Source organism: Planococcus donghaensis MPA1U2, from assembly GCF_000189395.1.
Classification (GTDB): Bacteria; Bacillota; Bacilli; order Bacillales_A; family Planococcaceae; genus Planococcus; species Planococcus donghaensis_B.
Genome location: NZ_AEPB01000017.1, coordinates 16041 through 30339, shown reverse-complemented (window position 1 = coordinate 30339; position 14299 = coordinate 16041). Strand labels below are relative to the sequence as shown.

At 39.0% G+C, this 14299-nt stretch carries 16 protein-coding genes and 1 riboswitch; all 16 genes read left to right on the top strand.

What is annotated here, in order from left to right:
* Nucleotides 1-88: 88 nt before the first annotated feature.
* The 16 genes from GPDM_RS04815 (at nucleotide 89) to sufB (ending at nucleotide 14253) form a co-directional block, all read left to right on the top strand.
* On the top strand, nucleotides 89-1870 hold the full coding sequence (locus tag GPDM_RS04815; RefSeq protein ID WP_008429515.1) for an acyl-CoA dehydrogenase family protein: 1782 nt from the start codon (nucleotides 89-91) through the stop codon (nucleotides 1868-1870).
* A gap of 103 nt (nucleotides 1871-1973) precedes the next feature.
* Entirely contained in the window at nucleotides 1974-2327 is a 354-nt protein-coding gene (locus GPDM_RS04810) for an arsenate reductase family protein (protein ID WP_008429512.1), read from the top strand.
* A gap of 80 nt (nucleotides 2328-2407) precedes the next feature.
* Nucleotides 2408-2788: a glycine cleavage system protein GcvH gene (gene gcvH / locus GPDM_RS04805; RefSeq protein ID WP_008429509.1), complete on the top strand. Its 381-nt coding sequence runs from the start codon at nucleotides 2408-2410 to the stop codon at nucleotides 2786-2788.
* A gap of 218 nt (nucleotides 2789-3006) precedes the next feature.
* Complete coding sequence (locus tag GPDM_RS04800; protein WP_008429507.1) at nucleotides 3007-3342, top strand: toprim domain-containing protein; 336 nt, start codon at nucleotides 3007-3009, stop codon at nucleotides 3340-3342.
* Nucleotides 3343-3347: 5 nt separating this feature from the next.
* The gene (locus GPDM_RS04795) at nucleotides 3348-3674 is read left to right on the top strand and encodes a thioredoxin family protein (protein ID WP_008429506.1); all 327 of its coding nucleotides are present in this window, start codon (nucleotides 3348-3350) and stop codon (nucleotides 3672-3674) included.
* A gap of 68 nt (nucleotides 3675-3742) precedes the next feature.
* Nucleotides 3743-3847, top strand: a riboswitch (SAM riboswitch).
* 87 nt (nucleotides 3848-3934) lie between these two features.
* Complete coding sequence (locus GPDM_RS04790) at nucleotides 3935-4960, top strand: methionine ABC transporter ATP-binding protein (protein WP_008429505.1); 1026 nt, start codon at nucleotides 3935-3937, stop codon at nucleotides 4958-4960.
* Complete coding sequence (locus GPDM_RS04785; RefSeq protein ID WP_008429504.1) at nucleotides 4953-5621, top strand: methionine ABC transporter permease; 669 nt, start codon at nucleotides 4953-4955, stop codon at nucleotides 5619-5621. Before GPDM_RS04790 ends, GPDM_RS04785 begins: the two co-directional genes overlap by 8 nt.
* Nucleotides 5622-5671: 50 nt before the next feature.
* Nucleotides 5672-6490, top strand: coding sequence for a MetQ/NlpA family ABC transporter substrate-binding protein (locus tag GPDM_RS04780; RefSeq protein WP_008429503.1), 819 nt, complete (start codon nucleotides 5672-5674; stop codon nucleotides 6488-6490).
* A 152-nt stretch (nucleotides 6491-6642) separates the two neighbouring features.
* On the top strand, nucleotides 6643-7815 hold the full coding sequence (locus tag GPDM_RS04775) for a dicarboxylate/amino acid:cation symporter (protein WP_008429502.1): 1173 nt from the start codon (nucleotides 6643-6645) through the stop codon (nucleotides 7813-7815).
* Between the two features lie 98 nt (nucleotides 7816-7913).
* Complete coding sequence (locus tag GPDM_RS04770; RefSeq protein ID WP_008429501.1) at nucleotides 7914-8441, top strand: hypothetical protein; 528 nt, start codon at nucleotides 7914-7916, stop codon at nucleotides 8439-8441.
* Between the two features lie 203 nt (nucleotides 8442-8644).
* On the top strand, nucleotides 8645-8800 hold the full coding sequence (locus tag GPDM_RS16720; RefSeq protein WP_008429500.1) for a YuzK family famiily protein: 156 nt from the start codon (nucleotides 8645-8647) through the stop codon (nucleotides 8798-8800).
* 270 nt (nucleotides 8801-9070) lie between these two features.
* Nucleotides 9071-9853 carry a Fe-S cluster assembly ATPase SufC gene (gene sufC / locus GPDM_RS04765; RefSeq protein WP_331429111.1) on the top strand — a complete coding sequence of 261 codons (783 nt, stop codon included), beginning with the start codon at nucleotides 9071-9073 and terminating at the stop codon, nucleotides 9851-9853.
* 18 nt (nucleotides 9854-9871) lie between these two features.
* Nucleotides 9872-11176 carry a Fe-S cluster assembly protein SufD gene (gene sufD / locus GPDM_RS04760; protein ID WP_008429498.1) on the top strand — a complete coding sequence of 435 codons (1305 nt, stop codon included), beginning with the start codon at nucleotides 9872-9874 and terminating at the stop codon, nucleotides 11174-11176.
* Nucleotides 11176-12405: a cysteine desulfurase gene (locus GPDM_RS04755; RefSeq protein ID WP_008429497.1), complete on the top strand. Its 1230-nt coding sequence runs from the start codon at nucleotides 11176-11178 to the stop codon at nucleotides 12403-12405. The genes sufD and GPDM_RS04755 overlap by 1 nt, the downstream gene beginning before the upstream one ends.
* Nucleotides 12395-12835, top strand: coding sequence for a Fe-S cluster assembly sulfur transfer protein SufU (sufU, locus tag GPDM_RS04750; protein ID WP_008429496.1), 441 nt, complete (start codon nucleotides 12395-12397; stop codon nucleotides 12833-12835). The genes GPDM_RS04755 and sufU overlap by 11 nt, the downstream gene beginning before the upstream one ends.
* 20 nt (nucleotides 12836-12855) lie before the next feature.
* Nucleotides 12856-14253, top strand: a complete 1398-nt coding sequence (gene sufB / locus GPDM_RS04745; RefSeq protein ID WP_008429495.1) for a Fe-S cluster assembly protein SufB — start codon at nucleotides 12856-12858, stop codon at nucleotides 14251-14253.
* Nucleotides 14254-14299: the final 46 nt, after the last annotated feature.

The following is a 14299-nucleotide window of genomic DNA, read 5'->3' as shown; positions in this document are numbered from 1 at the left end:
GTAGTTGGTTTGCGTAACATCTGAGTAAAAAACAACTCAACCTAAAATACAATCTATATAAGCAAGTAAAAACTAGGAGGAATTCATCATGGAACAAGAAAAAACATTGATCAAAGGCGGAAGTTTTTTAATCGAAGATGCAGATTTGTCACGTGTGTTTACACCAGAAGACTTTACAGAAGAGCAAAAAATGATTGCGAAATCTACTGAGGATTATGTCAACACGGAAGTAATGCCAGTCGTTGAAAAATTAGAAAACCATGAATTTGAGCATTCGGTTCGTTTGTTAAAAACAGCTGGTGAGCTTGGCCTTTTAGGTGCAGACGTTCCTGAACAATACGGTGGTCTTGGGTTAGACAAAATTGCATCAGCTTTAATTGCTGAAAAAATGTCCAAAGCGGGTGGCTTCTCGATTACTCACGGAGCACACGTAGGAATTGGGTCATTGCCAATCGTTTTATTTGGTAACGAAGAACAAAAACAAAGCTATTTACCACGTCTAGCATCTGGTGAAATGATCGCAGCTTATGCCTTAACAGAGCCGAGTTCAGGATCTGACGCATTAGGTGCTAAAACGGTCGCGAAGTTAAACGAAGCAGGAACGCATTACGTATTAAACGGTGAAAAGCAATGGATCACGAATGCTGGCTTTGCGGATGTCTTTGTTGTTTATGCAAAAATTGATGGAGACAAATTCTCTGCCTTTATCGTTGAACGTGAATTCCCAGGCGTTTCGGTTGGACCGGAAGAAAAGAAAATGGGCATTAAATCTTCTTCTACACGTACATTGATTTTAGAAGATGCTGAAGTTCCTGTCGAAAACTTATTAGGCGAAGCAGGACGCGGACACATTATCGCGTTTAATATTTTGAACATTGGTCGTTACAAATTAGGAGTAGGCACAATCGGTGCATCTAAACGTGCGATGGAGTTGACGATTCCGTATACAAACCAACGTCAGCAGTTTAAAACACCAATTTCGTCATTCAACTTAACGCGTGAAAAACTAGCGACAATGGCTTCTAAATTGTACGCAGTAGAAAGTTCTGTTTACCGTACAGTTGGTTTATTCGAAGACCGCATGAGCGGATTTACAGATGAGCAACATGCAGATGGCAAATTAGTAGCGGATGCAATCGCAGAATTTGCGGTAGAATGTTCATTAAATAAATTCTTTGGTACAGAAACGTTAGACTATATCGTCGATGAAGGAGTTCAATTGCATGGTGGTTATGGTTTTATGCAAGAATATGAAATTGAACGCATTTACCGCGATTCACGCATTAACCGTATTTTCGAAGGCACAAACGAAATCAACCGCTTGCTCGTACCAGGTACATTATTGCGTAAAGCAATGAAAGGCGAGTTGCCATTATTGCAACATGCTCAAAAATTGCAAGAAGAGCTATTAATGATGATGCCAGAAGAAGTAGGGACAGATGCGTTAGACCAAGAAAAATACTTGGTGAAAAATGCGAAGAAAATTGCTCTACTGGCTGCTGGACTTGCAGCACAAACGTATGGTTCGAAACTAGAAGCAGAACAAGAAGTTCTTGTGAACATTGCTGATATCGTTAGCAACGTCTTTGCTATGGAGTCTGTTGTTCTTCGGACAGAAAAAGCAATTGCCGCTTCAGGTGAGGAAAAAGCAAAACAAAAACTTCTCTATACACAAATTTATTGCCAAGAAGCATTTGATCAAATTGAACGCGATGCAAAAGAAACATTAATCGCAGCTATCGAAGGAGATAACCAGCGCATGATGTTATCGGCTTTACGCAAGTTAACACGTTCTACGCCATATAATGTAATTGCGAAAAAACGTGAAGCAGCAGTGAAGTTGATCGATGTTGAAAAATACGTCGTATAAAAAAGAATAATCAGGCAATCCCATTTATAGTGGGATTGCCTATTTTTATACATCGACCAACGTTCTTCTTTTTGGTAAGCTAAGAAAAAAGGGAGGTTCTTACTTGATTACTTATTACGCATATCCAAAATGTATGACTTGCCGAAAAGCGAAAAGCTGGCTAGAGAAAAATGGTGTAAAGTACAATGAAATACATATCTCAGAAAACCCGCCTACAAAAGAACAACTTGCGGAAATTCATAAAGCTAGTGGCTTAGAATTAAAGAAGTTTTTCAATACGAGTGGATTGGTTTACCGTTCACTAAGTTTAAAAGACAAGTTATCGACTATGAGCGAAGATCAGCAGTTAGAGCTACTTGCTTCTAATGGGATGTTGATCAAACGTCCATTGGCATGGGATGGCGAAAAAGCACTTCTTGGCTTTAAAGAAGCAGAATATCAAAATACGTGGTTATAAGCGCATAGCGGCAGCTTGTATTTCACTGCTGTTTATGTCAAACTAAATTTGAATGAACTACATAATTTGGAGGGGTCAAGATGAGCACACCGGCAGAACTTCGTTATTCAAAAGAACATGAATGGGTTAAAATCGAAGATGGCAATGCACGTATCGGCATTACTCATTTCGCACAAGCTGAATTGGGAGACATCGTTTTCGTTGAACTTCCGCAAGTTGGAGACGAGCTGAAAAAAGATCAACCTTTTGGTAGCGTTGAATCAGTTAAAACGGTTTCAGAATTGTACGCACCAATTAGCGGTAAAGTGATTGAAGTTAACTCTGAGCTTGAAGACAGCCCGGAATTTGTTAACGAATCGCCATACGAACAGGCTTGGATGGTCGTTATCGAAGCCCCTTCTGAAGAAGAAGTCAATGAATTGATGACTGCAGATCAATACAAAGAAATGACGAACGAGTAATTTTGGAAAAGCGCCAGCATCTTGGCGCTTTTTTTATTGGGTTTCTTTAGCCTTACTTGTTCTGAGCTTGAAAATGGACGAAGCCCTCTAACATTGGTATTTTTAAAGTAAGCAAATTGATAAAGAAGTTTATTTCGCATCAATGGGTCTTGAAGCATTAATATGTGATGACTAGAAAGTCGGACTTATCATATTCTTGATTCGATGGGGTGAGGGTTATGAAGGTGATCGTTGTAGAGGGGATTAGCGATAAGTTAAGAATAGCACCACTCATTGCAGAACCCGTGACGATTCTTTGTACAAATGGTACAGTAAGTGCAACAAGACTTGAAGAACTTTTACTGCCATACGAAGGTCAGGACATCATCATATTGGTAGATGCTGACTCTTCCGGTGAGAAATTGCGCAAATTAGTAAAGCGTGAGTTTCCTGAAGCTAGTCATTTTTATATCGACCGGTGCTATAAAGAAGTCGCCACAACGCCGCTTAGGATATTGAAAGATGTACTCGTTACTGCAAATATTCAAGTTAAAAAGCTATTAATAGAGGGATGAAGAATATGAAAGAATGGACACATAAAGAATGGACAAAAGAAAAAAATACCCAAAATGTAACTGCCTATTATTTATACACGCCGATGTGTGGAACATGCCAAGTAGCATCTAAGATGTTGTCGGTCATCACGGAACTACTACCCGACTTGCCTATGGGCAAAGCAAACTTGAATTACGTTCAAGAAATTGCAGATCTTTATGAAGTGGAAAGTGTACCTTGTCTCTTAATTACAGAAGACGGCAAACTAAAAGAAAAAGTTTATGCATTTCATTCGGTCCCTTATTTATATAATAAGTTAAAAGCTGTTGACGAATACAGTCGGTCATGGTAAATTAGTTTTCTGATAAGAAAGCAAGAGCGCTTATTACAGGTTTAGTTATTAAATAATTTCATATCGAACTCTTATTAAGAGCGGTGGAGGGAAGTGCCCTATGAAGCCCGGCAACCGTCATGAAAATGAAATGGTGCCAAGTCACTCAAAGCGAAAGCTTTGACAGATGAGAGATTGGTTTCCGTATAATATACGTTTGCCCTTCTGCTCATTTATGCGCAGAAGGGCTTTTTATTTTAGGATTTAGGGGTGTTCGAAGAATGATTGAGTTAAAGAAAGTAACAAAGAAATTCGATACGGGTAAAGCAATTCTTACTGCCGTTGACGAAGTAGATTTATCTATTGCCGATGGAGAGGTTTTTGGGATCATTGGATATAGCGGAGCAGGAAAAAGTACATTGATCCGTTTGTTGAATGGGTTAGAAAAACCGACATCAGGAACTGTAGAAATCAACGGTCAAATGATCACCGCAATTAAAGGTGGAGAATTACGCAAAGCTCGCCAAAAAGTCAGTATGATTTTCCAACATTTTAACTTGCTTTGGTCTCGTACTGTAAAAGAAAATATTGAGTTTCCGCTAGAAATTGCCGGAGTAGCTAAATCACAACGAGGAAAACGAGTACAAGAACTCATTGAACTTGTTGGATTAACAGGTCGTGAAAACGCATATCCATCCGAACTGTCTGGTGGACAAAAGCAACGCGTTGGTATTGCTCGTGCGTTAGCAAATGACCCAGAAGTGTTGTTGTGTGATGAAGCAACATCAGCACTTGATCCAGAAACGACAGATGCTATTTTAGATTTACTAGTAGATATCAACAAACGTCTAGGATTAACTATTGTGTTAATCACCCATGAAATGCATGTTATTAGGAAGATATGTCATCGCGTAGCTGTAATGGAAGGCGGTCGAGTGGTTGAACTTGGAGATGTCTTAAATGTTTTCCAATCACCACAAGCTGAAATTACAAAGCGCTTTGTTGCACAAGTAACCGATAACGGAGATTCACAAGAGACCATTAAAAACTTGCGGGAATTATATCCTACAGGTGAATTAGTTAAATTGGTCTTTCTTGGTGAACAAACTGAGAAGCCTCTATTAACAAAATTGATTCGCAGCCATTCGATTGACGTCAATATTGTTCAAGGTAACATTTCACATACACAGCGAGGAGCGTACGGAACATTGATTTTGCAGTTAAAAGGTTCTCCAGCAGAAATTGAAGAAGCGTTGGCATTTCTTCGCGCAGAAGATATTCAAGCGGAGGTGATGCAAAATGATTGAGTCTTTATTTCCAAACGTTGATTGGGAAAGCATGTGGGAAGCAACACTTGAAACCTTATATATGACGACGATATCGACTTTATTTACATTTATTATTGGGTTAGCACTTGGGATTCTATTATTTTTGACAGCGCCAAAGCAGTTATGGGCAAACAAAGTGGTCAATTGGTTGACCGGCGCATTCGTCAACATATTCCGCTCGATTCCATTTATCATCTTGATCATTCTATTAATCCCATTAACATTATTACTTATGGGAACGATTCGTGGACCTAATGCGGCTTTACCGGCATTGATAATCGGTTCTGCTCCATTTTATGCACGAATGGTCTTGATCGCGTTAAAAGAAATCGATAAAGGCGTTATTGAAGCCGCTCGTTCCATGGGCGCAACGACAGGCACAATTATTTGGAAAGTCTTATTACCAGAATCGAAACCAGCTTTAATCTCTGGTATTACAGTTACGGCTATCGCATTAGTTGGCTATACAGCCATGGCAGGAATTATCGGCGCAGGTGGCCTTGGTACACTTGCTTTCCTAGATGGCTTCCAACGTAGTCGTGAAGACGTCACATTGATGGCAACAATCTTAATTTTAATTATTGTCTTTATCATTCAATATATTGGTGATTTAGTAACAATTAAAGCTGACAAACGGTAAAAACGGAATTTCCGTTCTATACACAAACACAACATAAGGGAGAGATTTAGATGAAGAAATTTGTAGTAGGAACAGCGTTAACAGCATTAGTATTAGCAGGATGCGGCAATGGAAATGGTGGAGCTAGCGAAGAAGAATCTGCAACATTACGCGTAGGAGCCTCTAACGTGCCTCACGCTGAAATTTTAGAAAAAGCGAAGCCTATGCTTGAAGAACAAGGAATTGACTTAGAAATCGAAACGTATCAGGATTATATCCTGCCAAATAAAGATTTAGATTCTGGTGAAATTGATGCTAACTATTTCCAAACTGTGCCTTACTTAGAGACTCAAATAGCTGATAATGGTTATGAGTTTGAAAATGCTGGAGGGATTCACATTGAACCAATCGGTGTTTATTCACAAAAATATGCTTCTCTTGATGAACTCCCACAAGATGCAACCATTTTGATGAGCAACTCGGTATCGGAGCAGGGGCGTATTTTATCACTGCTTGAGGTAGAAGGCTTAATCACATTGGCAGAAGGTGTAGATAAAACATCGGCTGAAGTGAGTGATATTGTTGATAACCCGAAAAATTTACAGCTTGAGCCAGACTATGAAGCAGCTTTACTTGTTCAGTTGTATGAATCAGGTGAAGGAGATGCAGTATTAATCAACTCCAACTATGCAATTGATGCTGGCATCAGCCCTCTAGAAGATTCAATTGCAATAGAATCATCTGATTCGCCATATGTAAATATTATTACTGTGCGTGCAGGTGATGAAGATAACGAAAATGTGAAAGCATTAGTTGAAGTGTTAACCTCACAGGAAATTCAAGATTTCATTTTGGAAGAATGGGGTGGCTCAGTAGTACCAGTAGATTGATAAGTAAAAAGCATCCGAAAGGGTGCTTTTTTTATTTTGTCGAAATAATAAAAATATTTCGTGTTTTATTATATGTCTTACAATTCAACAAGGTCTGTGCTACTTTTGAATAATAAAAAAGAAACAATTGTTCATATGAGGGGGACAGGTGGATGAAGTTCAATTTTGGTTTATTGCCGCGTATAGTTGTGGCGATTGTTTTAGGAGTTCTTGTAGGTTTAGTTGCACCAGAATGGTTAGTGCGTGTTTTTGCAACATTCACTTCGATTTTTGGCAATTTCTTAAACTTTGTTGTACCACTAATTATTCTTGGATTTATTGCTCCAGGAATTGCGAAATTAGGAAAAGGATCTGGTAAATTATTAGGAGTCGCTACTGGTATCGCTTATGCGTCAACAGTTACGGCTGGTGTGTTAGCATTTTTTGTAGCGACAACTGTATTGCCTAATTTTATGAAGCAAGGATCGTTGAGCAATTTGGAAGATCCGGAACATGCATTAGCATCTTCATTTATCGCACTTGAGATGACACCTTTATTTGGTGTAATGGCTGCCTTAATTTTGGCTTTTCTATTAGGTATCGGCATGGCATCAACAGGAAGCAAAACCATGGTAGCGTTTTTCGATGAATTCCAAGCAATTATCGAAAAAACAATTTCGTATATCATTATTCCACTTTTACCATTCCATATTTTTGGAATATTCGCCAATATGGCATATGGTGGAGCTGTATTTGAAATCTTGTCGTTATTCGGGATTGTTTTCTTAATGATTATCATTCTTCACTGGACAATGCTAATGCTACAGTATTCAACAGCAGGTGCGTTAAAAGGAAGAAACCCATTCTCAATTTTAAAAACAATGATGCCCGCCTATTTTACGGCATTAGGAACTCAGTCTTCAGCAGCAACGATTCCGGTTACTTTGCGTCAAGCGCGCAAATCTGGAGCTAACGAACGAGTAACGGATTTTACTGTTCCGTTATTTGCGACAATTCATTTATCAGGGAGTACCATCACGTTAGTTTCATGTGCAATTGGTGTTGTGCTATTAACAGGTGGAGTTCCGTCATTCGGTAGCTTCTTTCCATTTATTTTAATGCTAGGGGTTACAATGATTGCAGCACCAGGAGTTCCAGGTGGAGCTGTTATGGCAGCAATCGGTTTGCTACAAAGTATGCTCGGATTTGACGAGACGATGGTAGCGTTAATGATCGCACTGTATTTGGCACAAGACAGCTTTGGTACTGCTGCTAACGTTACAGGTGATGGTGCATTAGCGCATATTGTTGATCGTTTCACAAATGGTCGTAAAAGTTTGCAATAATTAATAAAATCTGATGATTACAACTTTTCCCATATACTGTTCTATTGGTAATTTTTGTGTTATTATAACGATGATAATACACAATAGGGGGAATTAGTATGAAGAAATTGTGGGCAATTGGACTTTCAGCAACATTTTTATTAACCGCTTGTTCTGAAGAAGAAGCAACTGAACCGAAAGAAACAGCTACTAGCACTGACACTTCTGACGACACTTCAGAAGTGAAAAAAGAAATGATGAAATTTTATATGTCTATTCCAAACACAATCAATGCTGTAGATGCAGACTTGAATAAGTTTGAAATGGACCAAGCAGAAGAAGCTTTACCAGAAGGCGAAGAACTGCAACAAATGAAAGATGCAGCAATTTCTGCTAGTAACGAAGCGGTTAATGCAGTTGATTCATTGGAAATTCCAGAAACATTAAAAGATCAAGAAGAACAAATCACTTCAGCATTTGCCTCTATGCGTGAATCATATGAACTAAAAGCTGAAGAATTATCAAAAGAAACACCTTCTTTTGAAGAAGCAAATGAGAAGTTTAATGAGGCAGATGCTCAGTTAAACGAAATACTTGAAGAACTAGGTCTAGCTGCTTCTAGTATTTATAACGAAGTATCACAGTAAACAAGGAACTCTTTGACGAGCAATCGTCAAAGAGCTTTTTTTTTTGAGAACTCTAAGACAATAGTTCTATTTTCAGATTAATTAGTCAATTTAGATGTTTATTTGGTATTAAATGGGGTACAATGATTAATGTAAATATTAAAAACCAAGATTGAAAGGAATGGTTCATTATTGAATCGAACGGAATAGATAAGACAGAGAAAATGGAACAGGCATTTAGAAATGCACATGGCTTTGGAATTGACGAGTACCAAAATGACACAGATAAAATTGTTGAAGTAGAACAGCGCCGCGAACAAGACTATCAGCTAGGCCAAAAAGTAGCCAGCCAGCTCGAACGGCAAATTCACCGAGATTAATTTAGTATATAAGAGTGTAAAACCAGCATCTTTGGATGCTGGTTTTTTATTGATATGAATTCTCAATTAGTATTCTTTTATTGAAAATATAAAAGCATGCGAGTTATAAGGTCTAGCTTTTGTAAATAAGTGAGAAATGCAGTAATCTAAATTGATTTACCTTCATTTTAGATGTGGTTTAATGATTTGCCAGTGAGGTGAATATGGGTTAAGATTAGAATGATACTAATTAAGGATGGTTCGCCATTCCACTATTAACTTTATGGAGGTATATACATGTCAACTTTGGTCATTAAAGATTTACACGTTAAAATCGAAGACAAAGAGATTTTAAAGGGTGTAGACTTAACAATTAATACAGGTGAAATTCACGCAATTATGGGACCTAACGGTACTGGTAAATCTACATTAGCATCAGCTATCATGGGTCATCCTAAATATGAAGTAACTCAAGGAACAATCACGCTAGATGGTGAAGATGTTCTTGAGATGGAAGTTGACGAACGCGCTCGTGCAGGTCTTTTCTTAGGAATGCAATATCCAAGCGAAATTTCTGGCGTAACAAATGCTGACTTTATGCGTTCTGCTATGAATGCTCGTCGCGAAGAAGGCGATGAAGTTTCATTAATGAAATTTATCCGCGAATTAGACAGCAAAATGGAAGTTCTAGATATGGAACAAGAAATGGCACAACGTTACTTGAACGAAGGTTTCTCAGGTGGAGAAAAGAAACGTAACGAAATTTTACAACTAATGATGATCAAACCAAAAATCGCTGTTCTAGACGAAATTGACTCTGGACTTGATATTGATGCATTAAAAGTTGTTTCAGAAGGTATCAACCAAATGAGAAGCGAAAACTTTGGTTGCTTAATCATCACTCATTACCAACGTTTACTAAACTACATCACACCTGACCACGTTCACGTAATGATGCAAGGACGTGTTGTTAAATCAGGCGGAGAAGAACTTTCTCATAAATTAGAAGCAGAAGGCTATGACTGGATCAAAGCTGAACTTGGTATTGAAGACGAGACTGTAGGACAAGCATAATTGAAGGGAGAGACTAGCATGACGGTTGAAACAAATTTAAAAATGACCGAGCAGGACGTGCGCTCCTTTTCAGAAATGAATGGTGAACCTTCATGGTTTACTGAGCTTCGTCTTCGTTCGTTTGGTGAAGCGCAAAGCTTGCCACTACCAAAACCAGATAAAACAAAAATTCTTAGCTGGAACTTTACTGATTTTCCAGTGCATGCGGTTGAAAGTGAAAAGTTCGAATCGCTTGAAGATTTAACAGAAGATGTTAAAGCTATCGTAGATTTAGAACAAAAAAACCTTTATATCCAACATAATAATACACCTGCATTTTCACGCATTTCTGAAGATCTTGCAGCACAAGGTGTTATTTTGACGGATATTTTTACAGCTCTACGTGAACATGGCGATTTAGTCAAAAAATACTTTATGACTAATGGCGTGAAAACAGACGAGCATAAATTGACGGCGCTAAACGCTGCATTGATGAATGGTGGAGCATTCCTTTACGTGCCAAAAAACGTCGTTGTAGAAGAGCCAGTACAAGTTGTCTTTTATCATGACGATGCAGAAGCGTCATTGTTTAACCACGTAATCGTTGTTGCAGATACAAGCAGTAAAGTAACGTATGTAGAAAACTATTATTCTACAGTGCCACATGCAAATGGTTTAGCAAATATCGTTTCAGAAGTTTTTGCTGAAGATAACGCTCAAATTACGTACGGTGCGGTAGACACGCTAGCAGAAGGGTTTATTACGTATGTAAACCGCCGTGGTATTGCTGCACGTGATGCGCGCATTGAATGGGCTCTAGGCATGATGAATGATAGCGATACAATTTCTGAAAACACAACACACTTGATCGGCGATAATTCTTTCGGCGATACGAAAAGTGTTGTCGTTGGACGAGGATCACAAAAACAAAACTTTACAACGCAAGTTGTTCATTGGGGTAAAGATTCAGAAGGATTTATTTTGAAGCATGGTGTTATGAAAGACTCAGCTTCTTCTATCTTTAACGGCATCGGCAAAATCGAACACGGTGCTACAAGATCTAACGCAGTACAAGAATCACGCGTATTGATGTTAAGTGAAAAAGCACGTGGCGATGCAAACCCAATTCTTTTAATCGATGAAGATGATGTAACTGCAGGACATGCAGCATCAGTTGGTCGCGTAGATCCACTTCAATTGTATTATTTGATGAGCCGCGGTATTACAAAACAGGAAGCTGAACGTCTTGTTATTCACGGTTTCTTGGCACCAGTAGTTCGAGTGTTGCCAATCGAAGGCGTTAAAAAGCAATTGACGGAGGTTATCGAAAGGAAAGTCCGCTAATGATCAACAAAGAGATAAAAAGCTATTTTCCAATACTCAACCAAGAAATAAATGGTCACCCACTGGTTTATTTGGATAGTGCGGCTACTTCACAAAAGCCAGTTCAAGTTATTGAGGCCTTAAAATCTTATTATGAATTAGATAATGCCAATGTACACCGAGGCGTTCATACGCTTGGGAATCGTGCTACGGAACATTATGAAGGTGCACGTGAAAAAGTTCGGAAGTTCATTAATGCTAATTCAATGGAAGAAATTATTTTCTTGCGGGGAACGACAACTGCTATGAACCTCGTTGCGCAAAGCTACGGCAGAGCCAATGTTCAAGAAGGTGACGAAATTGTCATTACCTATATGGAACATCATTCTAATATTATTCCATGGCAACAATTGGCAAAAGAACGCGGCGCCATTTTAAAATATGTTGAGCTTGAAAAAGACGGCACGATTTCGTTAGAGCAAGTCCGCGCAGTCGTGACGGAGCGAACAAAAATCGTCTCAATGGTTTATGTCTCGAATGTTCTCGGCACGATGAATCCAGTAAAAGAAGTTGCACAGATTGCGCACGAAAATGGAGCAGTTATGGTAGTTGATGGTGCTCAAGCTGCACCTCACCTTAAAATAGATGTTCAGCAATTAGACTGTGATTTCTTTGCATTTTCTGGCCACAAAATGTGTGGTCCTACTGGCATCGGCGTTCTTTACGGCAAAAAAGAATTATTAAACAATATGGAACCTGTAGAATTTGGTGGAGAAATGATCGATTTCGTTGGTTTATACGATTCGACATGGAAAGAGCTTCCTTGGAAATTTGAAGGCGGTACACCAATTATTGCAGGCGCTGTTGGATTAGGGGCAGCTATAGATTTTCTTAACGAGATCGGTTTAAATGAAATTGAAAAGCATGAACATCAAATGGCTGCTTACGCAATGGAAAAAATGAACTTGATTGAAGGGTTAGATATTTATGGACCAACCGATCCACAAAAACGTGCGGGTATTGTTACGTTCAACTTGAACGACGTTCATCCGCATGATGTCGCGACTGTCTTAGACATGAGCGGGATCGCGGTTCGCGCTGGTCATCATTGTGCGCAACCTTTAATGAAATGGCTGGAAGTTTCAGCTACAGCACGCGCTAGCTTCTATTTATATAATAACGAGTCAGATGTTGACCGTTTAGTAGAAGGATTGCGTTCGGCAAAGGAGTATTTCAACGATGTCTTCTAATAACTTAGACCAATTATACAGACGTGTTATTATGGATCACTATAAGACCCCTCGCAACAAAGGGGCACTTGAAAACAATAGCGTTAATATCGAGATGAACAATCCGACCTGTGGAGACCGCATCCAACTGACTTTGCAGGTCGAAGACGGCATTGTCAAAGATGCGAAGTTTGACGGTGAAGGATGTTCGATTTCAATGGCTTCTGCTTCAATGATGACGCAAGCTGTCAAAGGGCAGGAAGTTGATACGGCATTAAAACTTTCCGGTATCTTTTCAGATATGATGCTTGGCAAAGAGTACGATGATTCGATTGATCTTGGTGATATTGAAGCACTACAAGGCGTCTCTCAATTTCCAGCCCGTATAAAATGTGCGACTTTGGCTTGGAAAGCGATGGAAAAAGGCGTGCAAAACGAAGAAAAATCGTAACATAGAACGGAGGAACGACGATGGCGAAAAAAATGCCGGAAATCGGTGATTATAAATATGGGTTCCACGACAAAGATGTTTCAGTATTTAGATCAAAAAGAGGTTTAACTGAAGACATCGTAAGAGAAATTTCGAAAATTAAAGAAGAGCCTGAATGGATGCTTAAATCTCGTCTAAAAGCATTGAAATTGTTTTATTCAATGCCAATGCCACAATGGGGCGGCGACTTAGCTTCATTGAACTTTGATGAAATTACGTATTACGTAAAACCATCAGAAGCAAGTCAGACTTCATGGGATGAAGTTCCTGAAGAAATCAAACGTACATTTGATAAATTAGGAATTCCAGAAGCAGAGCAAAAATATTTAGCAGGTGTATCAGCTCAGTACGAATCTGAAGTTGTTTACCACAACATGAAACAAGAATTAGAAGACATGGGTATCGTCTTTAAAGATACAGGTGCTGCACTAAATGAAAACGAAGATCTTTTCAAAGAACATTGGCAGTCAGTAATTCCAGCAGCAGACAATAAATTTGCTGCATTGAATACAGCTGTTTGGTCTGGTGGTTCGTTCATTTACGTACCTAAAGGCATTAAAGTGGAGTCACCACTTCAAGCTTACTTCCGTATTAACTCGGAAAACATGGGTCAATTTGAACGTACATTGATTATTGTAGATGAAGGCGCAAGCGTTCATTACGTAGAAGGTTGTACAGCTCCTGTTTACACAACAAATTCACTTCACTCAGCCGTTGTTGAAATTATTGTGAAAAAAGATGCTTACTGCCGTTATACAACAATTCAAAACTGGGCAAATAACGTCTTTAACCTTGTAACGAAACGTGCATTTGTGTACGAAAACGGGACAATGGAATGGATTGATGGCAACATCGGTTCGAAATTAACGATGAAATATCCAGCGGTTTACTTGAAAGGCGAAGGCGCACGTGGCATGACATTGTCAATCGCAATTGCTGGTAAAGGACAACACCAAGATGCTGGTGCGAAAATGATTCACTTGGCTCCAAATACGTCTTCTTCGATTGTTTCGAAATCAATTTCAAAACAAGGCGGGAAAGTATCGTATCGCGGAATCGTTCATTTTGGACGTAAAGCTGACGGCGCACGTTCGAACATCGAATGTGATACGTTGATTATGGATAACCAATCAACTTCTGATACAATTCCATACAACGAAATCTTAAACGATAACGTTTCTTTGGAACACGAAGCGAAAGTTTCAAAAGTATCTGAAGAGCAGTTGTTCTACTTGATGAGCCGTGGCGTTTCTGAGCAAGAAGCTACAGAAATGATCGTTATGGGCTTTATCGAACCATTTACAAAAGAACTTCCAATGGAATATGCGGTAGAAATGAACCGTTTAATCAAGTTCGAAATGGAAGGCTCGATCGGTTAATCGATTTATATGTAACCCTTGGTGTGACATTGTCACACCAAGGGTT

Coding starts and splice junctions, on each gene's coding strand:
- GPDM_RS04780 (WP_008429503.1), top strand. CDS start 5,672: ATGAAGAAATTTGTAGTAGGAACAGCGTTAACAGCATTAGTATTAGCA.
- GPDM_RS04770 (WP_008429501.1), top strand. CDS start 7,914: ATGAAGAAATTGTGGGCAATTGGACTTTCAGCAACATTTTTATTAACC.
- sufU (WP_008429496.1), top strand. CDS start 12,395: ATGTCTTCTAATAACTTAGACCAATTATACAGACGTGTTATTATGGAT.
- GPDM_RS04815 (WP_008429515.1), top strand. CDS start 89: ATGGAACAAGAAAAAACATTGATCAAAGGCGGAAGTTTTTTAATCGAA.
- GPDM_RS04785 (WP_008429504.1), top strand. CDS start 4,953: ATGATTGAGTCTTTATTTCCAAACGTTGATTGGGAAAGCATGTGGGAA.
- sufD (WP_008429498.1), top strand. CDS start 9,872: ATGACGGTTGAAACAAATTTAAAAATGACCGAGCAGGACGTGCGCTCC.
- GPDM_RS04775 (WP_008429502.1), top strand. CDS start 6,643: ATGAAGTTCAATTTTGGTTTATTGCCGCGTATAGTTGTGGCGATTGTT.
- gcvH (WP_008429509.1), top strand. CDS start 2,408: ATGAGCACACCGGCAGAACTTCGTTATTCAAAAGAACATGAATGGGTT.
- GPDM_RS04790 (WP_008429505.1), top strand. CDS start 3,935: ATGATTGAGTTAAAGAAAGTAACAAAGAAATTCGATACGGGTAAAGCA.
- sufB (WP_008429495.1), top strand. CDS start 12,856: ATGGCGAAAAAAATGCCGGAAATCGGTGATTATAAATATGGGTTCCAC.
- GPDM_RS04795 (WP_008429506.1), top strand. CDS start 3,348: ATGAAAGAATGGACACATAAAGAATGGACAAAAGAAAAAAATACCCAA.
- GPDM_RS04755 (WP_008429497.1), top strand. CDS start 11,176: ATGATCAACAAAGAGATAAAAAGCTATTTTCCAATACTCAACCAAGAA.
- GPDM_RS16720 (WP_008429500.1), top strand. CDS start 8,645: ATGGAACAGGCATTTAGAAATGCACATGGCTTTGGAATTGACGAGTAC.
- GPDM_RS04800 (WP_008429507.1), top strand. CDS start 3,007: ATGAAGGTGATCGTTGTAGAGGGGATTAGCGATAAGTTAAGAATAGCA.